At 73.1% G+C, this 14,809-nt stretch carries 15 protein-coding genes; 9 read left to right on the forward strand and 6 right to left on the reverse strand.

What is annotated here, in order from left to right:
- The first annotated feature begins 70 nt into the window (after window positions 1-70).
- A complete protein-coding gene (locus Aeryth_RS10065) occupies window positions 71-1,108 on the forward strand; it encodes an AbrB family transcriptional regulator (RefSeq protein WP_067858026.1) in 1,038 nt (345 codons plus the stop codon).
- 2 nt (window positions 1,109-1,110) lie between these two features.
- Here the strand turns inward: Aeryth_RS10065 and Aeryth_RS10070 are convergent, their stop codons facing one another.
- Window positions 1,111-1,944: a PPK2 family polyphosphate kinase gene (locus tag Aeryth_RS10070; RefSeq protein ID WP_067858029.1), complete on the reverse strand. Its 834-nt coding sequence runs from the start codon at window positions 1,942-1,944 to the stop codon at window positions 1,111-1,113.
- A 27-nt stretch (window positions 1,945-1,971) separates the two neighbouring features.
- On the opposite strand from Aeryth_RS10070, the gene Aeryth_RS10075 reads away from it, so the two are divergent.
- Complete coding sequence (locus Aeryth_RS10075; protein ID WP_067858032.1) at window positions 1,972-2,631, forward strand: dihydrofolate reductase family protein; 660 nt, start codon at window positions 1,972-1,974, stop codon at window positions 2,629-2,631.
- On the opposite strand, the gene Aeryth_RS10080 is transcribed toward Aeryth_RS10075, so the two are convergent.
- Window positions 2,603-3,472, reverse strand: a complete 870-nt coding sequence (locus Aeryth_RS10080; protein WP_236749710.1) for an SGNH/GDSL hydrolase family protein — start codon at window positions 3,470-3,472, stop codon at window positions 2,603-2,605. The two genes, Aeryth_RS10075 and Aeryth_RS10080, sit on opposite strands and share 29 nt — an antisense overlap.
- A gap of 64 nt (window positions 3,473-3,536) precedes the next feature.
- Here Aeryth_RS10080 and msrB point away from each other — a divergent pair, with 64 nt between their 5' ends.
- A complete protein-coding gene (gene msrB, locus Aeryth_RS10085; protein WP_067858035.1) occupies window positions 3,537-3,959 on the forward strand; it encodes a peptide-methionine (R)-S-oxide reductase MsrB in 423 nt (140 codons plus the stop codon).
- Between the two features lie 291 nt (window positions 3,960-4,250).
- Here the strand turns inward: msrB and hemQ are convergent, their stop codons facing one another.
- From hemQ to hemE, 3 genes are read right to left on the reverse strand one after another with little or no spacing between them, the layout of a single operon-like run.
- Entirely contained in the window at window positions 4,251-4,955 is a 705-nt protein-coding gene (hemQ, locus tag Aeryth_RS10090) for a hydrogen peroxide-dependent heme synthase (protein WP_067858038.1), read from the reverse strand.
- A 22-nt stretch (window positions 4,956-4,977) separates the two neighbouring features.
- Window positions 4,978-6,300, reverse strand: coding sequence for a protoporphyrinogen oxidase (gene hemG, locus Aeryth_RS10095; protein WP_067858041.1), 1,323 nt, complete (start codon window positions 6,298-6,300; stop codon window positions 4,978-4,980).
- Complete coding sequence (gene hemE, locus Aeryth_RS10100) at window positions 6,300-7,349, reverse strand: uroporphyrinogen decarboxylase (protein WP_067858044.1); 1,050 nt, start codon at window positions 7,347-7,349, stop codon at window positions 6,300-6,302. The genes hemG and hemE overlap by 1 nt, the downstream gene beginning before the upstream one ends.
- 78 nt (window positions 7,350-7,427) lie before the next feature.
- On the opposite strand from hemE, the gene Aeryth_RS10105 reads away from it, so the two are divergent.
- The 4 genes from Aeryth_RS10105 to Aeryth_RS10120 all read left to right on the forward strand — a co-directional run bounded on the left by Aeryth_RS10105 (window position 7,428) and on the right by Aeryth_RS10120 (window position 10,803).
- Window positions 7,428-8,006, forward strand: a complete 579-nt coding sequence (locus Aeryth_RS10105) for a DUF3000 domain-containing protein (RefSeq protein WP_067858047.1) — start codon at window positions 7,428-7,430, stop codon at window positions 8,004-8,006.
- A gap of 5 nt (window positions 8,007-8,011) precedes the next feature.
- Complete coding sequence (locus Aeryth_RS10110; RefSeq protein WP_067861591.1) at window positions 8,012-9,238, forward strand: ribonuclease D; 1,227 nt, start codon at window positions 8,012-8,014, stop codon at window positions 9,236-9,238.
- A gap of 70 nt (window positions 9,239-9,308) precedes the next feature.
- Window positions 9,309-10,142, forward strand: a complete 834-nt coding sequence (gene efeU, locus Aeryth_RS10115; protein WP_067858050.1) for an iron uptake transporter permease EfeU — start codon at window positions 9,309-9,311, stop codon at window positions 10,140-10,142.
- Window positions 10,143-10,212: 70 nt separating this feature from the next.
- Window positions 10,213-10,803 carry a hypothetical protein gene (locus tag Aeryth_RS10120; protein WP_067858053.1) on the forward strand — a complete coding sequence of 197 codons (591 nt, stop codon included), beginning with the start codon at window positions 10,213-10,215 and terminating at the stop codon, window positions 10,801-10,803.
- A 235-nt stretch (window positions 10,804-11,038) separates the two neighbouring features.
- Here Aeryth_RS10120 and Aeryth_RS10125 read toward each other — a convergent pair whose 3' ends face one another.
- Window positions 11,039-12,016 carry an aldo/keto reductase gene (locus Aeryth_RS10125; RefSeq protein ID WP_067858056.1) on the reverse strand — a complete coding sequence of 326 codons (978 nt, stop codon included), beginning with the start codon at window positions 12,014-12,016 and terminating at the stop codon, window positions 11,039-11,041.
- A 54-nt stretch (window positions 12,017-12,070) separates the two neighbouring features.
- On the opposite strand from Aeryth_RS10125, the gene Aeryth_RS10130 reads away from it, so the two are divergent.
- Window positions 12,071-12,397 carry a hypothetical protein gene (locus Aeryth_RS10130; protein ID WP_067858059.1) on the forward strand — a complete coding sequence of 109 codons (327 nt, stop codon included), beginning with the start codon at window positions 12,071-12,073 and terminating at the stop codon, window positions 12,395-12,397.
- 44 nt (window positions 12,398-12,441) lie between these two features.
- Window positions 12,442-14,733, forward strand: coding sequence for a protein translocase subunit SecDF (locus Aeryth_RS10135; RefSeq protein ID WP_067858062.1), 2,292 nt, complete (start codon window positions 12,442-12,444; stop codon window positions 14,731-14,733).
- Window positions 14,734-14,809: the final 76 nt, after the last annotated feature.

Genomic DNA, 14,809 nt, shown 5'->3' on the forward strand with positions numbered 1-14,809 from the left:
GACACCGCACGACCCACCGCCGGACCCTCCGGCGCACCGGGCCCGCACCCCGGGGACTAGCGTTCCCCGGGTGCGGGCCTGGTTGCGTCTCGGGATCCTCGTCGTCGTCGCGTCGACGGCGCTCGAGCTCGCCCAGGTGCCGTCGGCACTCCTCTTCGGCGGACTGCTCGGCGCCCTCGTGTACGCACTGCTCGCCCCGGGCCGGCTCGCGCCCCGACCGCTGGACGCACCCCGCTGGGTCTCTCTCACGGGCCAGGGCGTCGTCGGCACGATCGTCGGCGCCTCGGTCGACTGGGGGACGTTCACGTCGCTCGGCTGGTCGTGGCCCGTGGTCGTGGCGGCCTCGGCCTCGACGATCGTCGTGAGCGTCCTGGCGGGGCAGCTGCTGCGTCTGCACCGGGGTGTGACCCCCGTGACGGCTGCCTTCGCCTCGATCGCAGGCGGCGCGTCGGGCATGACGGCCCTCTCCCGCGACCTCGGCGCCGACGACCGGGTCGTCACCGTGCTGCAGTACCTGCGCGTCCTCGTGGTGCTGTTCAGCCTGCCGCTCGTGGTCGGGCTCGTCTTCCACGAGCGCGGTGGTGCAGCCTCCGGCGGGTTCGTCCTCGGCAGTGGCCGCGACCTGCTCTACTGCGCCCTCGCCGTCGGCTCGGGGCTGCTGCTGGGGCGCGTCGCGCACCTCCCGTCGCCGGCCATCCTCGGCCCCGTGGTCACCGCGGCGGCGCTGCACGCCGTGCCGGGGTTCACCGACGCGGTCGTGCCGACCTGGGTGGAGGGTCTCGGGTACCTCGCGATCGGCGTCCAGGTCGGGCTGCGGTTCACGCTGGAGAGCCTGCGGTCGATCGCGCGGATGCTCCCGACCGCCGCCGTCTCCATCGCGCTCACCATGGTCACCTGCGCGGGCCTGGGACTCGCCCTCGCGGCGGCGACCGGGACGAGCCGCCTCGACGCGTACCTGGCCACGACGCCCGGCGGCCTCTACGCCGTGCTCGCGACGTCGACCTCCACCGGCGGCAACGTCACCTTCGTGACGGCCGTCCAGCTGCTCCGGCTGCTGCTGGTGCTGCTGCTGGCTCCGGCCCTCGCCCGGCTGCTGCGCCGGGGCTGACGTCAGCTCGACGCAGCGAGCCGGGCGCGCTGCTCGTCGACGTCGTAGTCGGCCTCGGGCCAGGTCAGGTCCAGCGCGCGCAGGTGCTCCAGGAGCAGCCGGCCGACCGCCCAGTTGCGGTACCACTTGCGTCCGCTGGGCACGACGTGCCACGGGGCGACGTCGGTCGACGTCCGCTGGAGCACCAGGTCGTACGCGTCCTGGTAGTCGTCCCACAGCTCACGCTCGTCGATGTCGCCCGGGTTGAACTTCCAGTGCTTCGTCGGGTCGTCGAGCCGGGCGAGGAGTCGAGCGGCCTGGTCGTCGGGACTGATGTGCAGCAGGCACTTGAGGACCGTGCCGCCGGACTCGACGTACCGGCGCTCGAAGGCGTTGATCGCGTCGTAGCGTCGCTCGACCTCGTCGACGTCGGCCAGCCGGCGCACGCGCCCGATGAGCACGTCCTCGTAGTGGGAGCGGTCGAAGACGCCGAGCTCGCCGGCCGACGGCAACCGTCGCTCGACCCGCCACAGGAAGTCGTGGGCGAGCTCCTCGGGCGTCGGCTTCTTGAAGGAGGCGATGCGGACCCCGAGCGGGCTGACCAGACCGACGACCTTCTCGATCGTGCCGCCCTTGCCCGAGGTGTCCATGCCCTGCAGCACGACCAGGACGGAGCGCGGGTCGCCCGTCGTGCCGTGCGCGTGCAGACGCTCCTGCAGGTCGGCCAGCTCGGTGCCGAGCTCGGCGAGCGCGGCCTTGCCGGCCGCCTTGTCGCCGTCGAAGCCGGGGGTCGAGCGGGAGTCGACCTCGGCGAGGCTGCTGACGGCGGACAGCGTGCTGCTCAGGCTCTGCGACATGGCGCCACCGTACCTAGGGTGGGCGTCATGGCCACGCCGACGATCGACCGTGCACTGTACGAGTACCCCGACCTCGAGGAGGGCCGCGCCTGGGTGCGGGTCAACTTCGTCAGCAGCGTCGACGGCTCGGCGGAGGGGGCCGACGGGCGGTCGGGGTCGCTCGGCACCGACGCCGACCAGGCCGTGTTCGGGCTCCTGCGCGAGCTGTGCGACGTCGTGCTCGTGTCGGCCGGCACCGCGCGGTCTGAGGACTACGGACCCATCGACGACGGCTTGCTCGCGCTCGTCAGCCGCAGCCTCGACGTGCCCGACCGGTTGAAGGTCCCGGGCGTGCTCGTCATCGCGCCAGGAGCCGCCGACGAGGAGCAGGTGGTGGCGCTCGAGGGCGCGGGCGTGGAAGTGCTGCTCACCGGCGAGGACGAGGTCGACTGGCCGGCGGCGCTCGCCGAGCTCGGCCGTCGCGGCCTGCAGCGGGTGCTGTGCGAGGGCGGCCCGTCGTTGTTCGCCGGCCTCACGGCGCTCGACCTGGTCGACGAGCTGTGCCTGACCGTCTCCCCCGTCCTCGTGGCCGGCGACGGTCAGCGCATCTCCACCGGCGGCGAGTCGGCGGAGGTGCCGCTGCGGCTGGCGCACGCCGTCGACGTCGACGGCACGCTGCTCACGCGGTGGGTGCGGCAGGGACGCTGACCCGGCCGTCCGGCACGAGCGTGAGGTCGGGGGCGAGGTGGCCGAACGGCACCTCGTCGCGCTCCCCCAGCGCCGCGAGCACCGACGGCAGCATGGCCTGCGCGGTCCGCTTGTAGCCGAGCGAGCTGGGGTGGAAGCGGTCGAGGCTGAACATCTCGTCGGGGTTCGTGATGAAGAACGGCCCGACGACGTCGGCGAGCGAGACGACGTAGGCACCGTGGCGCAGGGCCGCCTCCTGCTGGGCGGCCGCGAGCTGGCGCGAGGCCCGCGACCCGAGGGCGCGCAGGGGCTGCGGCACGGGGGTGAGGGCGCCGAGGTCGGGGCACGTGCCGACGACCACCGCGGTGCCACGACCTCGCAGCGCCGAGACGCACGCCTCGAGGTGGCTCACCGACTCGACCACCGGCACCCGGTGCGTCACGTCGTTGCCGCCCACGACGACGACCGCGACGTCGGGCGCGTAGTCGGGCGGCAGCGACGCGAGCTGCTCGGCCAGCCGGCTGCTCTCGGACCCGACCACGGCGGCGGTGCGCAGGCGCACGGCGCGCTCGGTGCGCTTGGACACCTGCCGGGCGAGCCGCGCACCGAGCGTGCCCCGCGGTCCGTCGGCACCCAGCCCCGCGGCGATCGAGTCGCCCAGCACGAGCAGGTCGATGGTGCCGCCGTGCCGCTTCTTGTAGACGCGGTCGGCAAGGGGTGCGTCCTCGCCGAGCGGCTTGCCGATCGCCGCGCGCGCGAGCGCGGCCTGGTGCTGCAGCACCGCCCGCGCCCCCCACGCCGCGGCCGCCCCCGCCGTCGCGGTCACCAGCAGACCCGTCGCCACCGTCCTCGTCACTCCCACGAGGACGTTCCTCCCACACCCGTGTGAACAGGTGGTCTCTTGCACCTGAACGTAGGCTGGAGACATGAGCGACCAGGCGGGCAAGACCAGCTACGACGTCGAGAAGTCCAACGAGGAGTGGCGCGCCGAGCTGAGCGCCGCCGAGTACCACGTGCTCCGCGAGGCCGGCACCGAGCGGCCGTTCAGCTCCCCCTTCGAGACGGACCCGACGGAGGCCGTGTACGCCTGCCGCGCGTGCGGCTCCGAGCTGTTCCGCAGCGACACCAAGTTCGACGCGCACTGCGGCTGGCCTGCCTTCTACGCCCCGCTCGCGGAGGACCGCGTCGAGTACATCGAGGACCGCTCGATGGGCATGCGTCGCGTCGAGGTCCGCTGCGCCACCTGCGGCTCCCACCTCGGCCACGTGTTCGAGGGCGAGGGCTTCCCCACCCCCACCGACCAGCGGTTCTGCATCAACGGCATCAGCCTCACCCAGGTCCCCGTCTGACCCCTCGGCAATCGGTGGGAGATTCCCAGGTGGACCTGGGAATCCGCGCCACGCATGGCTTGCTTCCCGTGCGTGGCTGAGATTTCCGTGCCTCGCTGGAGCTTCCGAGGTCGACCTCGGAATCGCTGCTACGCGCGGTGCACTTCCCGTGCCTTGCTGAGCTTCCCGTGCCCTGCGGGGAGACAACCCAGGTCGACCCGGAAATCTCAGCCACGCACGGCTTGCTCTCCGTGCGTGGCTGAGATTTCCGTGCCTCGCTGAAGATTCCCAGGTCGACCTGGGAATCCCCGATCAGGGCCAGAGCGCGGTGAGGTCGGCCGGGTCGTGGCGGCGGCCGGTGTAGAACGGGATCTCCTCGCGCACGTGGCGGCGGGCGGTGCTGGCGCGCAGGTCGCGCATGAGGTCGACGATGCGGTGCAGCTCGTCGGCCTCGAACGCCAGGATCCACTCGTAGTCGCCGAGCGCGAACGACGCGACCGTGTTGGCGCGGACGTCGGGGTAGGGGCGGGCCTGCATGCCGTGCTCCTTGAGCATCGCGCGACGCTCCTCATCGGGCAGCAGGTACCACTCGTAGGAGCGGACGAACGGGTACACGCAGACCCAGTCGCGCACGGTCTCGTCGGCCATGAACGCGGGCACGTGCGACTTGTTGAACTCCGCAGGACGGTGCAGGGCGGTCTGCGACCACACGGGCGCCATCCGCGAGCCCAGCGCGGTCCGCCGGAACGCGTTGTAGGCGGCCTGCAGCGCGTCGGCCGACGACGCGTGCCACCAGACCATGAGGTCGGCGTCGGCGCGCATGCCGCTGACGTCGTAGAAGCCGCGGACCACGACGTCCTCGTCGGCCAGACGCTTCACCAGGTCGTCGACCTCGGCGGCCTCCGCGGCACGGTCGGCGTCCCCGAGCACCCGCTCGAGCTTGAAGACCGACCACATCGTGTAGCGGATGGTCTCGTTGATCTCCTTGGCCAGCTTTCCCTGGTTCGGCACGCTCATGGGTCCATTCTCCCCCCGCGGCTCAGCGTGCGAGGAGGCGGGCCGCGGCGGCGCGGGCCGACGCGACGACCGCCGGGATGCCCACCCCGTGGTAGACGGCACCGCACACCTCGAGACCGTCGACGAGCGCGACCGCCGCCTCGACGGTCGCCACGCGGCCGAGGTGGCCCACGTCGTACTGGGGCAGGCCGCCGCCCCAGCGCTGCACGTGCGTCGCCAGCACCGGCGGCAGCCCGCCGTACGCGGACGTCAGGTCGGCGAGCGCCAGCGCGGCCACGTCGGCGTCGTCGCGGTGGAGCACAGCGGTGTCGCCGGCCCTGCCGATCGAGGCGCGCACGACCGTGCGGTCACCCGCCCGCTCCCCCAGCCAGGCCCACTTCTGCGAGGAGATCGTCGAGCCCTTCACCACCGTGCCGTCGACCGGCGGCACGAGGAATCCCGAGCCCTCCACGTCGATCGGCCCGTCGAGCACGAACGTCACCAGCGCCATCGAGGCGTAGTCGACGGCGGCCAGCGCGAAGGCCGCCGGCGGCGCGACCTCGGCGAGCAGGCGCGCGGTGGCCGGCGCCGGTGTCGCGACGACGACCGCGTCGACCTCGTACGTCTCGATCGCCGACACCGGGCCCGCGGAGACCGTCCAGACGCCATCGTCGACCCGCACGGCCCGCACGGTCGACCGGAGCCGCACGTCGAGGTCACCGTGCTCGACGACGCGCTGCGGGAGCGTGCCCACCCCGCCGACGACGCCGGCGAACACCGGCGTGGCGAGGGTGCGCGTCGTGGCCCGGGTGGCAGCGGCCCCCGCGAGCGGATCGGCGCCCAGCGCCAGCACCTGCGGCGCGGCGGCGCGCAGCGACAGGCGGTCCGCGTGACCGGCGTACACGCCGCCGAGCAGCGGCTCGACGAGCCGGTCGACCACCTCGCGACCGACCCGCGGCGCGAGGAAGGCCGCCACCGACACGTCGTCGTCGGGCACCGGCTCGGCGTGCGGCACCGGACGCTCGGCGAGGATCCCCGACGCCTCGAGGGCGTCGAGGTCGGCAGGCACGCCCATGACCGTCGGCGGCAGCGGACGCAGCGCACCCCGCGTCCAGATCGCGGCCGACGTCGTCGCCGGGTGGGTCAGCTCCGCCCCGACCCGGGCGGCGAGGTCGACGGCCTCGGGCCGACGCGCCAGCATCGACTCCGCGCCGACGTCGACGCGCAGGTCGCCGACGTCGTCGACGCGCAGCTTGCCGCCCACCTGGTCGGCACCCTCGAGCACGACGACGTCGCACCCGGCCTCACGCAGGTCGAGGGCGGCGACCAGCCCGCCGATGCCGGCCCCGACGACGGCGACGCGCATCAGACGCGCTCGTAGCCGTGCACGAAGTCGACGAGACCCTTCACCGCGTCGGGGTCGGTCTGCGGCAGCACGCCGTGGCCGAGGTTGAAGACGTGCCCCCGCGCACCGCGACCGCGCTCGATCGCGGCGGCCGCCTTCGTGTGCAGCACGTCGGCCGGGGCGAAGAGCAGCGTCGGGTCGAGGTTGCCCTGCACGGAGCGGTGCGGTCCGACCTTCTCGATGGCGCGGTCCAGCGGCACGCGCCAGTCGACCCCGACCACGTCGGCGCCGACGTCGCCCATCTGGTCGAGCAGCTCGCCGGTGCCGACCCCGAAGTGGATACGAGGCACGCCGAGGTCGGCGACCGACTCGAGCACGCGTCGGGAGTGGGGGGCCACGTAGGTCTCGTAGTCCGACGGCGACAGCGCGCCGGCCCAGGAGTCGAACAGCTGCACCGCGGAGGCGCCGGCCTCGACCTGCACGCGCAGGAAGTCGGCCGCCAGGTGCGAGAGCCGCTCGAGCAGGTCGTTCCACAGGCCGGTCTGGGAGTACATCAGCTGCTTCGTGATCCGGTGGTCGCGCGAGGGCCCGCCCTCCACGAGGTACGACGCGAGCGTGAACGGCGCGCCGGCGAAGCCGATGAGCGGCGTGCCGCCCAGCTCCCCCACGAGCGCCCGCGCCGCCGCGGCGATGCTCTCCACGTCGTCGGGCTCGAGCCGGCGCAGCTGGTCGAGCTGTCCGCGCCGACGGATCGGGTCGGCGATCACCGGTCCCGTGCCGGGCACGATGTCGAGGTCCACCCCGATCGCCTTGAGCGGGACGACGATGTCGGAGAAGAAGATCGCCGCGTCGACGCCGTAGCGACGCACCGGCTGCATCGTGATCTCGACGACGAGGTCGGTCGTGAAGCACGAGTCGAGCATCGCGACGCCCTCGCGCACCTTCAGGTACTCCGGCAGGTGGCGACCCGCCTGACGCATGAACCAGACAGGGGTGCGGCTCGTGGGCTCGCCACGGCACGCGCGCAGGAAGTCGCTCTCGGCGAGCCGGGCGGAGGGGGAGGTGGTCACCGAGGGATTCTCTCAGGGGTGGGATCACCGTCTGCGTGTCGGGACCCGGTCGGCGCCCGGAGTGCCTACCATCGGCCTGTGGGCGCCCGCAGCGAGTTCGATCACACCCCTCCAGCGTTCGCCGCTGCCCTGGAGCAGCTGCTGGCCGCACCGGTGCGTCCCGAGGTCGTCGTCGACGAGATCCCCGCACCCCAGCGGATCGCGCCGTTCGCGCACGCCCTGAGCGGCGACCTCGAGGTCGGCGGCGACGACGTGGCCACCGGTCGCTTCATCCTGCTGCACGACCCCGCCGGCAACGACGCGTGGGACGGCACGTTCCGCTGCGTCACGTTCGCGCGGGCCGAGGTCGAGCGCGAGATGGCCGAGGACCCCGCCCTGGCGACCGTCGGGTGGAGCTGGCTGGTCGACGCGCTCGAGGCGCAGGGCGGCACGCACACCGCCGCCAGCGGCAGCGTCACGGTCGTGAGCACCGAGACCTTCGGCGAGATGGCCGGCGACACCGGCTCGGCCCAGGTCGAGATCCGCGCGTCCTGGACACCCACCTCCGAGGCCGGAGCGCACGTCGCCGCCTGGACCGAGCTGCTCTGCACGCTCGCCGGTCTGCCCCCGCTCGCACCGGGCGTCGTCCCGCTGCAGCGTCGCCGAGGTCGCCGTTGACCTCCGTGCCCGAGGAGACGGGGAGCCCGGAGGAGCAGGCTCCTCCTCTTCCACGTCTGCAGCTGCGTGACCCCCTGCCCCCCGTCATCGACACGGTCGACGACTACGTGGCCTACTGCGCGCGTCTCGCGCTCGGCCACGGTCCGGTGGCCCTCGACGCCGAGCGGGCGTCGGGCTACCGCTACTCCCAGCGGGCCTACCTCGTGCAGGTGCGCCGCGACGGCAGCGGCACCGGCCTGGTCGACCCCATCGCCTTCGACGACCTCGTCGACCTCGACGAGGCGATCGGCGACGCGGAGTGGATCCTGCACGCGGCCACGCAGGACCTGCCGTGCCTCGCCGAGGTCGGGCTGCACCCGACCGCCCTGTTCGACACCGAGCTCGCCGGCCGGCTGCTCAACCTCCCGCGCGTGGGCCTGGCCTCCCTCGTGGAGCACTACCTCGGGCTGAGCCTGGCCAAGGAGCACTCGGCCGCCGACTGGTCGACGCGACCGCTGCCGGAGCCCTGGCTCGAGTACGCCGCGCTCGACGTCGAGGTGCTCATCGAGCTGCGCAACCTCATCGAGGCCGACCTCGAGCGCGCCGGCAAGCGCGAGTGGGCCGCGCAGGACTTCGAGGCCCTCCTGTCGTTCACGGGGGCTCCGCCGAAGGAGGAGCGCTGGCGGCGCACGTCGGGGATCCACCGGGCCCGTGGCCGACGTACCCTCGGGCTGGTGCGCGCCCTCTGGGAGGCGCGCGACCGGATCGCCGAGCAGCGCGACACGACGCCCGGGCGGATCCTGCCCGACGCCTCCATCCTCGAGATCGCCCGCGAGGCTCCCCGCGACGCCTCGACGCTGCGCAACCTGCCCGTCATGCGCTCGCGCGGACCGCGCCGCTTCCTGCAGCAGTGGCTCGACGCGGTCGAGGAGGGCCTCGCCCTCCCCGACGACGCCCTGCCGCTCTCCACGCAGCACCGCGAGGGGCCGCCCCCGCCGCGCGCGTGGGCCGACAAGCACCCCGAGGCCGCGGCGCGGCTGACATCGGCCCGCGAGGCGGTCACGCGCATCGCCGAGCAGCACGACCTGCCGCCGGAGAACCTCATCTCCCCCGGCCTCGTCCGCGGTCTGGCCTGGGACCCGCCGACCGTCGTCGACGTCGTCCACGTCGGCGACGCGCTCACCGAGGGCGGGGCCCGTCCGTGGCAGGTCGAGCTCGTCGCCGCCGACCTCGTCGACGCCCTGACGCCCTGATCGGTCACGCACCCTCAGTCGTGCGCGGGATCACCCACTGAGGCAAGGCGAACCTGAGTAGCATGTCGGTGTGCTCGCCAACTTCCTGATCGGTCTGCGCGAGGGGCTGGAGGCCAGCCTCGTCGTCAGCATCCTGCTGGCCTACCTCGTGCGCACGGACCGCCGCCGCGACGTCCGCTACATCTGGATCGGCGTGGGCGGAGCGCTGGCCCTCGTCGTGCTCGTGTTCACGGCCGTGACGCTCGCCTTCGAGCAGCTCCCCTTCGTGTGGCAGGAAGCCGTCGGCGGGACGCTCTCGATCCTCGCCGCCGCCCTGGTCACGTGGATGATCTTCTGGATGCGCCGTACCGCCCGCGGGCTCAAGCGCGAGCTCGAGGGCGAGCTCGCGACGGCGGTCGAGCTCGGACCCGTCGCCATCGCCACGGTCGCGTTCCTGACCGTCGGGCGCGAGGGTCTGGAGACCGCCGCGATCATCTGGGCCACGATCTCCGGCAGCTACACCGCCTCGCCGTTCGTCGGCGCGACCACAGGCATCCTCGTCGCGGTGCTCCTGGGCTACCTCATCTACCGCGGGGCCCTGCGCATCAACCTCTCGACCTTCTTCCAGGTGACGGGTGCCCTGCTCATCGTGGTCGCCGCCGGCGTGCTCGCCTACGGCGTCCACGACCTGCAGGAGGCCGGCATCCTGCCCGGCATCACGAACCTCGCGTTCGACGTCTCCGGTGTCATCGCACCCGACAGCTGGTACGGCACGCTCCTCAAGGGCACCGTGAACTTCCAGCCCGACCCGACCTGGCTGCAGACGATCGCCTGGGTGGCCTACGTGGTGCCGGTGCTGTGGCTCTACCTGCGCCCCCAGGCAAGCGCGGCGCCCACCGCCCCGCGACCCGACGCGCACGTCTGACGCACGCGATCTGGGTGCCGGACGACCGGGCCCCGGATACGGTGGGGCCCATGCCCGGACGGTCCGCAGGATGAGCGACTTCCATCGCCCGTCCCTGCCCGGGCAGGGACTCTTCGAGGCGCTCGCGCACGACACCGACCCGGCCGAGGTGGCCGCCGCCGGCCACCGGATCGCGCACCTGCTCGTGCGGGGACCGATCGACCGCGACGACCGCGACCTCGTCGACCGCGTGCTGCACCTGTCCGACGCCGAGGGCCTCGGCGTGATCGCCGAGCTGTGGTCGCACGCCCCGCCCGACACGCTGTCGGGCGCGCTGTGGCGGCTCTACCTGCTGCGCGAGTGGGTCCACCGCCAGCCCCGCCAGGCCGCCGCCGAGTTCGCCGCCGGGCGCGGCTTCGCGCCCGTGCACGAGATGCTCGCCGGCGTCGTCGAGCCGCCTGGCGCCGATGAGGTGGTCGACCTCGTCGACACGGTCGTGCGCGGCATCGTCGTCACCGACCTCGACGTCGTCCTCGACCGCGCGGCGGCGTTCGCGCACATCGTCGGCGTCGGCCGCGGACAGCTCGACGACGCCGACGCGCACAGCGGCGCACGCCTGCTCGACATGGCGCTGCACCTGCGTCGGGCGGCGGCGCTCGAGCGGTCCGGCTCGCTGCACTGAGGCGCGCACCACGCGTCCTCCGGTCGCTGCCGGCGGACCGCCGGGGGCGGCATCGCAGGCCGCCCGACCACATCGCTTGTGCGTGCCCAGCGGCGGGCTAGGCTGGTCATCGCGCCGGGCCGCGGTAAGCCCCGGGTCCCAAAAATAGCCGCTACGAGCGGCCACGCGCCGTGAGGCGCTTCCCGGCCCGGCGCCCCACCATCTTCGTGTCGCCGCCCTCGTGCACGCGGCGCGCTCAGGCCGGGGCGAAGGTCGTGTACGACTGCGCCGGGCGGCCGATCGACGCGAGCTCCGTCAGGTCGTCCTCGCTCGGCTGCCACGAGACGGCGTCGGCGTTCGCCGCCACCTGCTCCGGACGGGACACGCCCGCGATGACGCTGCTGACCGCCGGCTGGGCCGCCAGTCCACCCATGGCCAGCTCCAGCAGCGAGATGCCCCGAGCGTCGGCGAAGGACTGGAGCGTGTCGATGCGCTCCCAGTCGGCCGTCGCCAGCCGCTCGGACTGCGTCGCCAGCCGGGTCCCCTCCGGCGCGTCCTCCCCGCGCCGGTACTTTCCGGTCAGCAGCCCGTAGGCGAGCGGGAAGTACGGCAGGATCCCGACGTCGAGGTGCTCGCAGGCCGGGGTCAGCTCGACCTCCGCGGTCCGGTTGTACAGCGAGTACTCGTTCTGCGCGGTCGTGAACCGGGTGAGTCCGGCGGTCCGGGCGCGCCAGTCGGCGTCGACCAGCTGCCAGGACTGGAAGTTCGAGCAGCCGACGGCGCGCACCGTGCCGGCCTGCACGAGGGCGTCGAGCGCCTCGAGCGTCTCGTCGAGCGGGGTGGCGGGGTCCGGCGTGTGCAGCTGGTAGAGGTCGAGGTGGTCGGTGCCCAGACGTCGCAGGCTGGCCTCGACGGCGGTGCGGACGTAGGCGGCGCTCCCCCGTCGACCCCCGTCGTCGCCGTTGCGGCCCTGCATGTCCATGCCGAACTTCGTGGCGACGACCACCTCGTCGCGACGTGACCCGAGCGCCGCGCCGAGCAGCTCCTCGCTCGCGCCGAAGCCGTAGACGTCGGCGGTGTCGAAGAAGGTGACGCCCCGCTGGAGGGCGGCGTCGACCACGGCCTGCACCTGCGGGGCGTCGATGCGCGTGCCGAAGGCGTTGCAGCCGATGCCGACGACGGGCACCTGGATGCCGGAGTGGCCGAGGGGACGGTGGAGGAGGTCGTGGCTCATGCCCCCGAGCCTAGGCCGACGGTCCCGTCGCGCGCGTCGCCTAGACTGCACCCCATGCCCGGACCCCGCCGCACGCTGGCTGCCGCCCTGAGCGCGGCCGTCGTCGGGCTGTTCCTCGTGGCCGGGATCGGCGCCACCCACGCGGGGGCGCACCAGCGGGCCACGACGACGCACACCTCGGCTGCGTCGAGCCACCAGGCGGCGCACGTGAAGGCATCGGGCCAGCACGTCGACCAGCACCACCTCGACCTCTGGGCGCTGCCGCCCGAGAGCGCGCCCGTCGCCCCGGTCCTCGCCCGCGACACGGTCGTCGACGCAGGGGTCGCCGTGGTGGAGTCCGAGGCACCCGCCGCCGCGGGACGCGGACCGCCGACGGCCTGACGCACCTTCGTCAGCCGTCCCGTCGTCCATCCCGAAAGTCATCCATGCACCAGCGCGCCCCTCTGTGGCGTGCGATCGCGGCGTTCGCCGTGCTCGCCGCCTCCCTCGCCTTCGCCTACTTCAAGCCCGCCAACCTCGGCCTCGACCTCGAGGGCGGCACGCAGATCGTCCTCGAGACCCAGGACACCGACCGCGTCAAGGCCGACGCCGAGTCGACCTCCCGGGCCCTGGAGGTCATCCGCGGCCGTGTCGACGCCCTGGGCGTCGCCGAGCCGACCCTCGCCCAGTCCGGCGACCGCCGGATCATCGTCGAGCTCCCCGGCGTGACCGACCCGCGGGAGGCGGCCGAGGTCATCGGCCAGACCGCCCAGCTCTCCTTCCACGAGGTCCTGCGCCCCGCGCAGGAGGGCCAGAAGCCCGAGGACGGCCAGGTCGTCGCGAACGACGAGCAGGGCCAGCCGCTGCTCCTCGGCCCGACGCTCGTCGACGGCGAGGGGGTCTCCGACGCCGAGGCCGCCACGCCGCAGCAGGGCGTGGGCCAGTGGGTCGTCAACGTCAACTTCGCCGGCGAGGGCCGCACCGGCTGGCGCGACCTCGTCGCGGCCGCCTGCGCCAACACCGAGGGCGGCAACCGGGTCGCCATCCTGCTCGACGAGGACATCATCTCCTCCCCCGCCGTCCAGCCCGACTTGTGCCGCTCCGGCGGCGGCAACAGCACCAGCATCACCGGCAACTTCACCCAGGCCCAGGCCGACGACCTCGCCGTCCTCATCAAGGGCGGCGCGCTCCCGGTGCCCGTCGAGGTCATCGAGCAGCGCACGGTCGGCGCGACGCTGGGCGACGCGGCGATCGACGCGTCCATCGAGGCCGGCATCATCGGCATCATCCTGACCGGCCTGTTCATCGTGCTCGTGTACCGCGTGGTCGGGCTCATGGCCACGTTCGCGCTGGCCACCTACGCCGCGATCTCCTACGGCCTGCTCGTCTGGCTCGGCGCGACCCTCACGCTGCCCGGCCTGGCGGGCTTCGTGCTCGCCATCGGCCTGGCCATCGACGCCAACGTGCTGGTGTTCGAGCGAGCCCGCGAGGAGTACGAGAAGAACGGCAACCTGCACACCTCGCTCACGACCGGCTTCAACAAGGCGTGGTCGGCCATCCTCGACTCCAACGTCACCACGGTGCTGGCCGCCGCGCTGCTGTTCTTCCTGGCGTCCGGTCCGGTCAAGGGCTTCGGCGTCACCCTGACGATCGGCACCATCGCATCGATGTTCTCGGCGCTGGTCGTCGCACGCGTGCTCACCGAGTTCGCGGTGAAGCGGTCGTTCCTGAAGAAGCGGCCCGGTCTCACCGGCGTGGCCTCGACGGGCCCGGTCCGCAAGTGGCTCAACGAGCGCGGCCCGAACCTGATGCGTCGCAGCGGGCTCTGGATCGGCCTCACCCTGGTCGTCGCTGGCGTGTCGATCAGCGGCATCCTGCTGCGCGGCCTGAACCTCGGCGTCGAGTTCACGGGCGGGCGCATCCTCGAGTTCTCCACCGCCCAGGCCGTCGACGTGCAGGAGGTGCGCGAGGCGGTGTCGGACGCGGGCTTCCCGCGCGCCGTCGTGCAGGAGTCGTCCGGCGACGGTCAGAGCGAGAACGTCAGCGTCCGCCTCGACGACATCACCAACGACGAGGCCGTCGAGGTCGAGGAGGCCGTCGAGTCGGTCGCGGGCCAGGCCACGAAGGAGCGCGACGAGCTGATCGGTCCGAGCCTCGGCAAGGAGCTGCGCGACAAGGCGCTCATCGCGTTCGCGATCGCCATCGCCGCGCAGATGGTCTACCTCGCCTGGCGGTTCCGCTGGACCTACGCGGTGTCGGCCCAGCTGTCGATGGCGTCGGTCGTGCTCACCGTGGTCGGCATCTTCGCGTGGTGGGGCAAGCCGATCGACGGCGTGTTCCTGGCCGCGGTGCTGTCGATCATCGGCCTCGCGGTCAACGACACGATCGTCGTGTTCGACCGCATCCGCGAGCACACGGGCGAGAACCGAGGCCGACGGCTGCGCGACGTCGTGAACGAGGCGATCCTGCAGACGATCCCGCGCACGGTGAACACCGGCCTCGGTGCCATGTTCATCCTCGCGGCGCTCGCGTTCCTCGGTGGCGACTCGCTGACCGACTTCGCGATCGCCCTCCTGCTCGGGCTCTCGATCGGCATCCTCTCGACGATCTTCACGGCGTCCGCCCTCGCCGTGAAGCTCGAGGAGCGCTGGCCGCACGACCCGGACAAGAAGCCCAAGGTCGTCGACAAGTACGCCCAGATCGACGACGGACGGAACACCGACGGCGCCGTCGTCTGACGGACCTCACCCGAGGGCGTCGTCGACCGCTCCCCCGCACGGGAGGGTCGGCGACGCCTCGGCGGTTCCACGCTCG

Origin of the sequence: Aeromicrobium erythreum, assembly GCF_001509405.1 — a bacterium.
Classification (GTDB): domain Bacteria; phylum Actinomycetota; class Actinomycetes; order Propionibacteriales; family Nocardioidaceae; genus Aeromicrobium; species Aeromicrobium erythreum.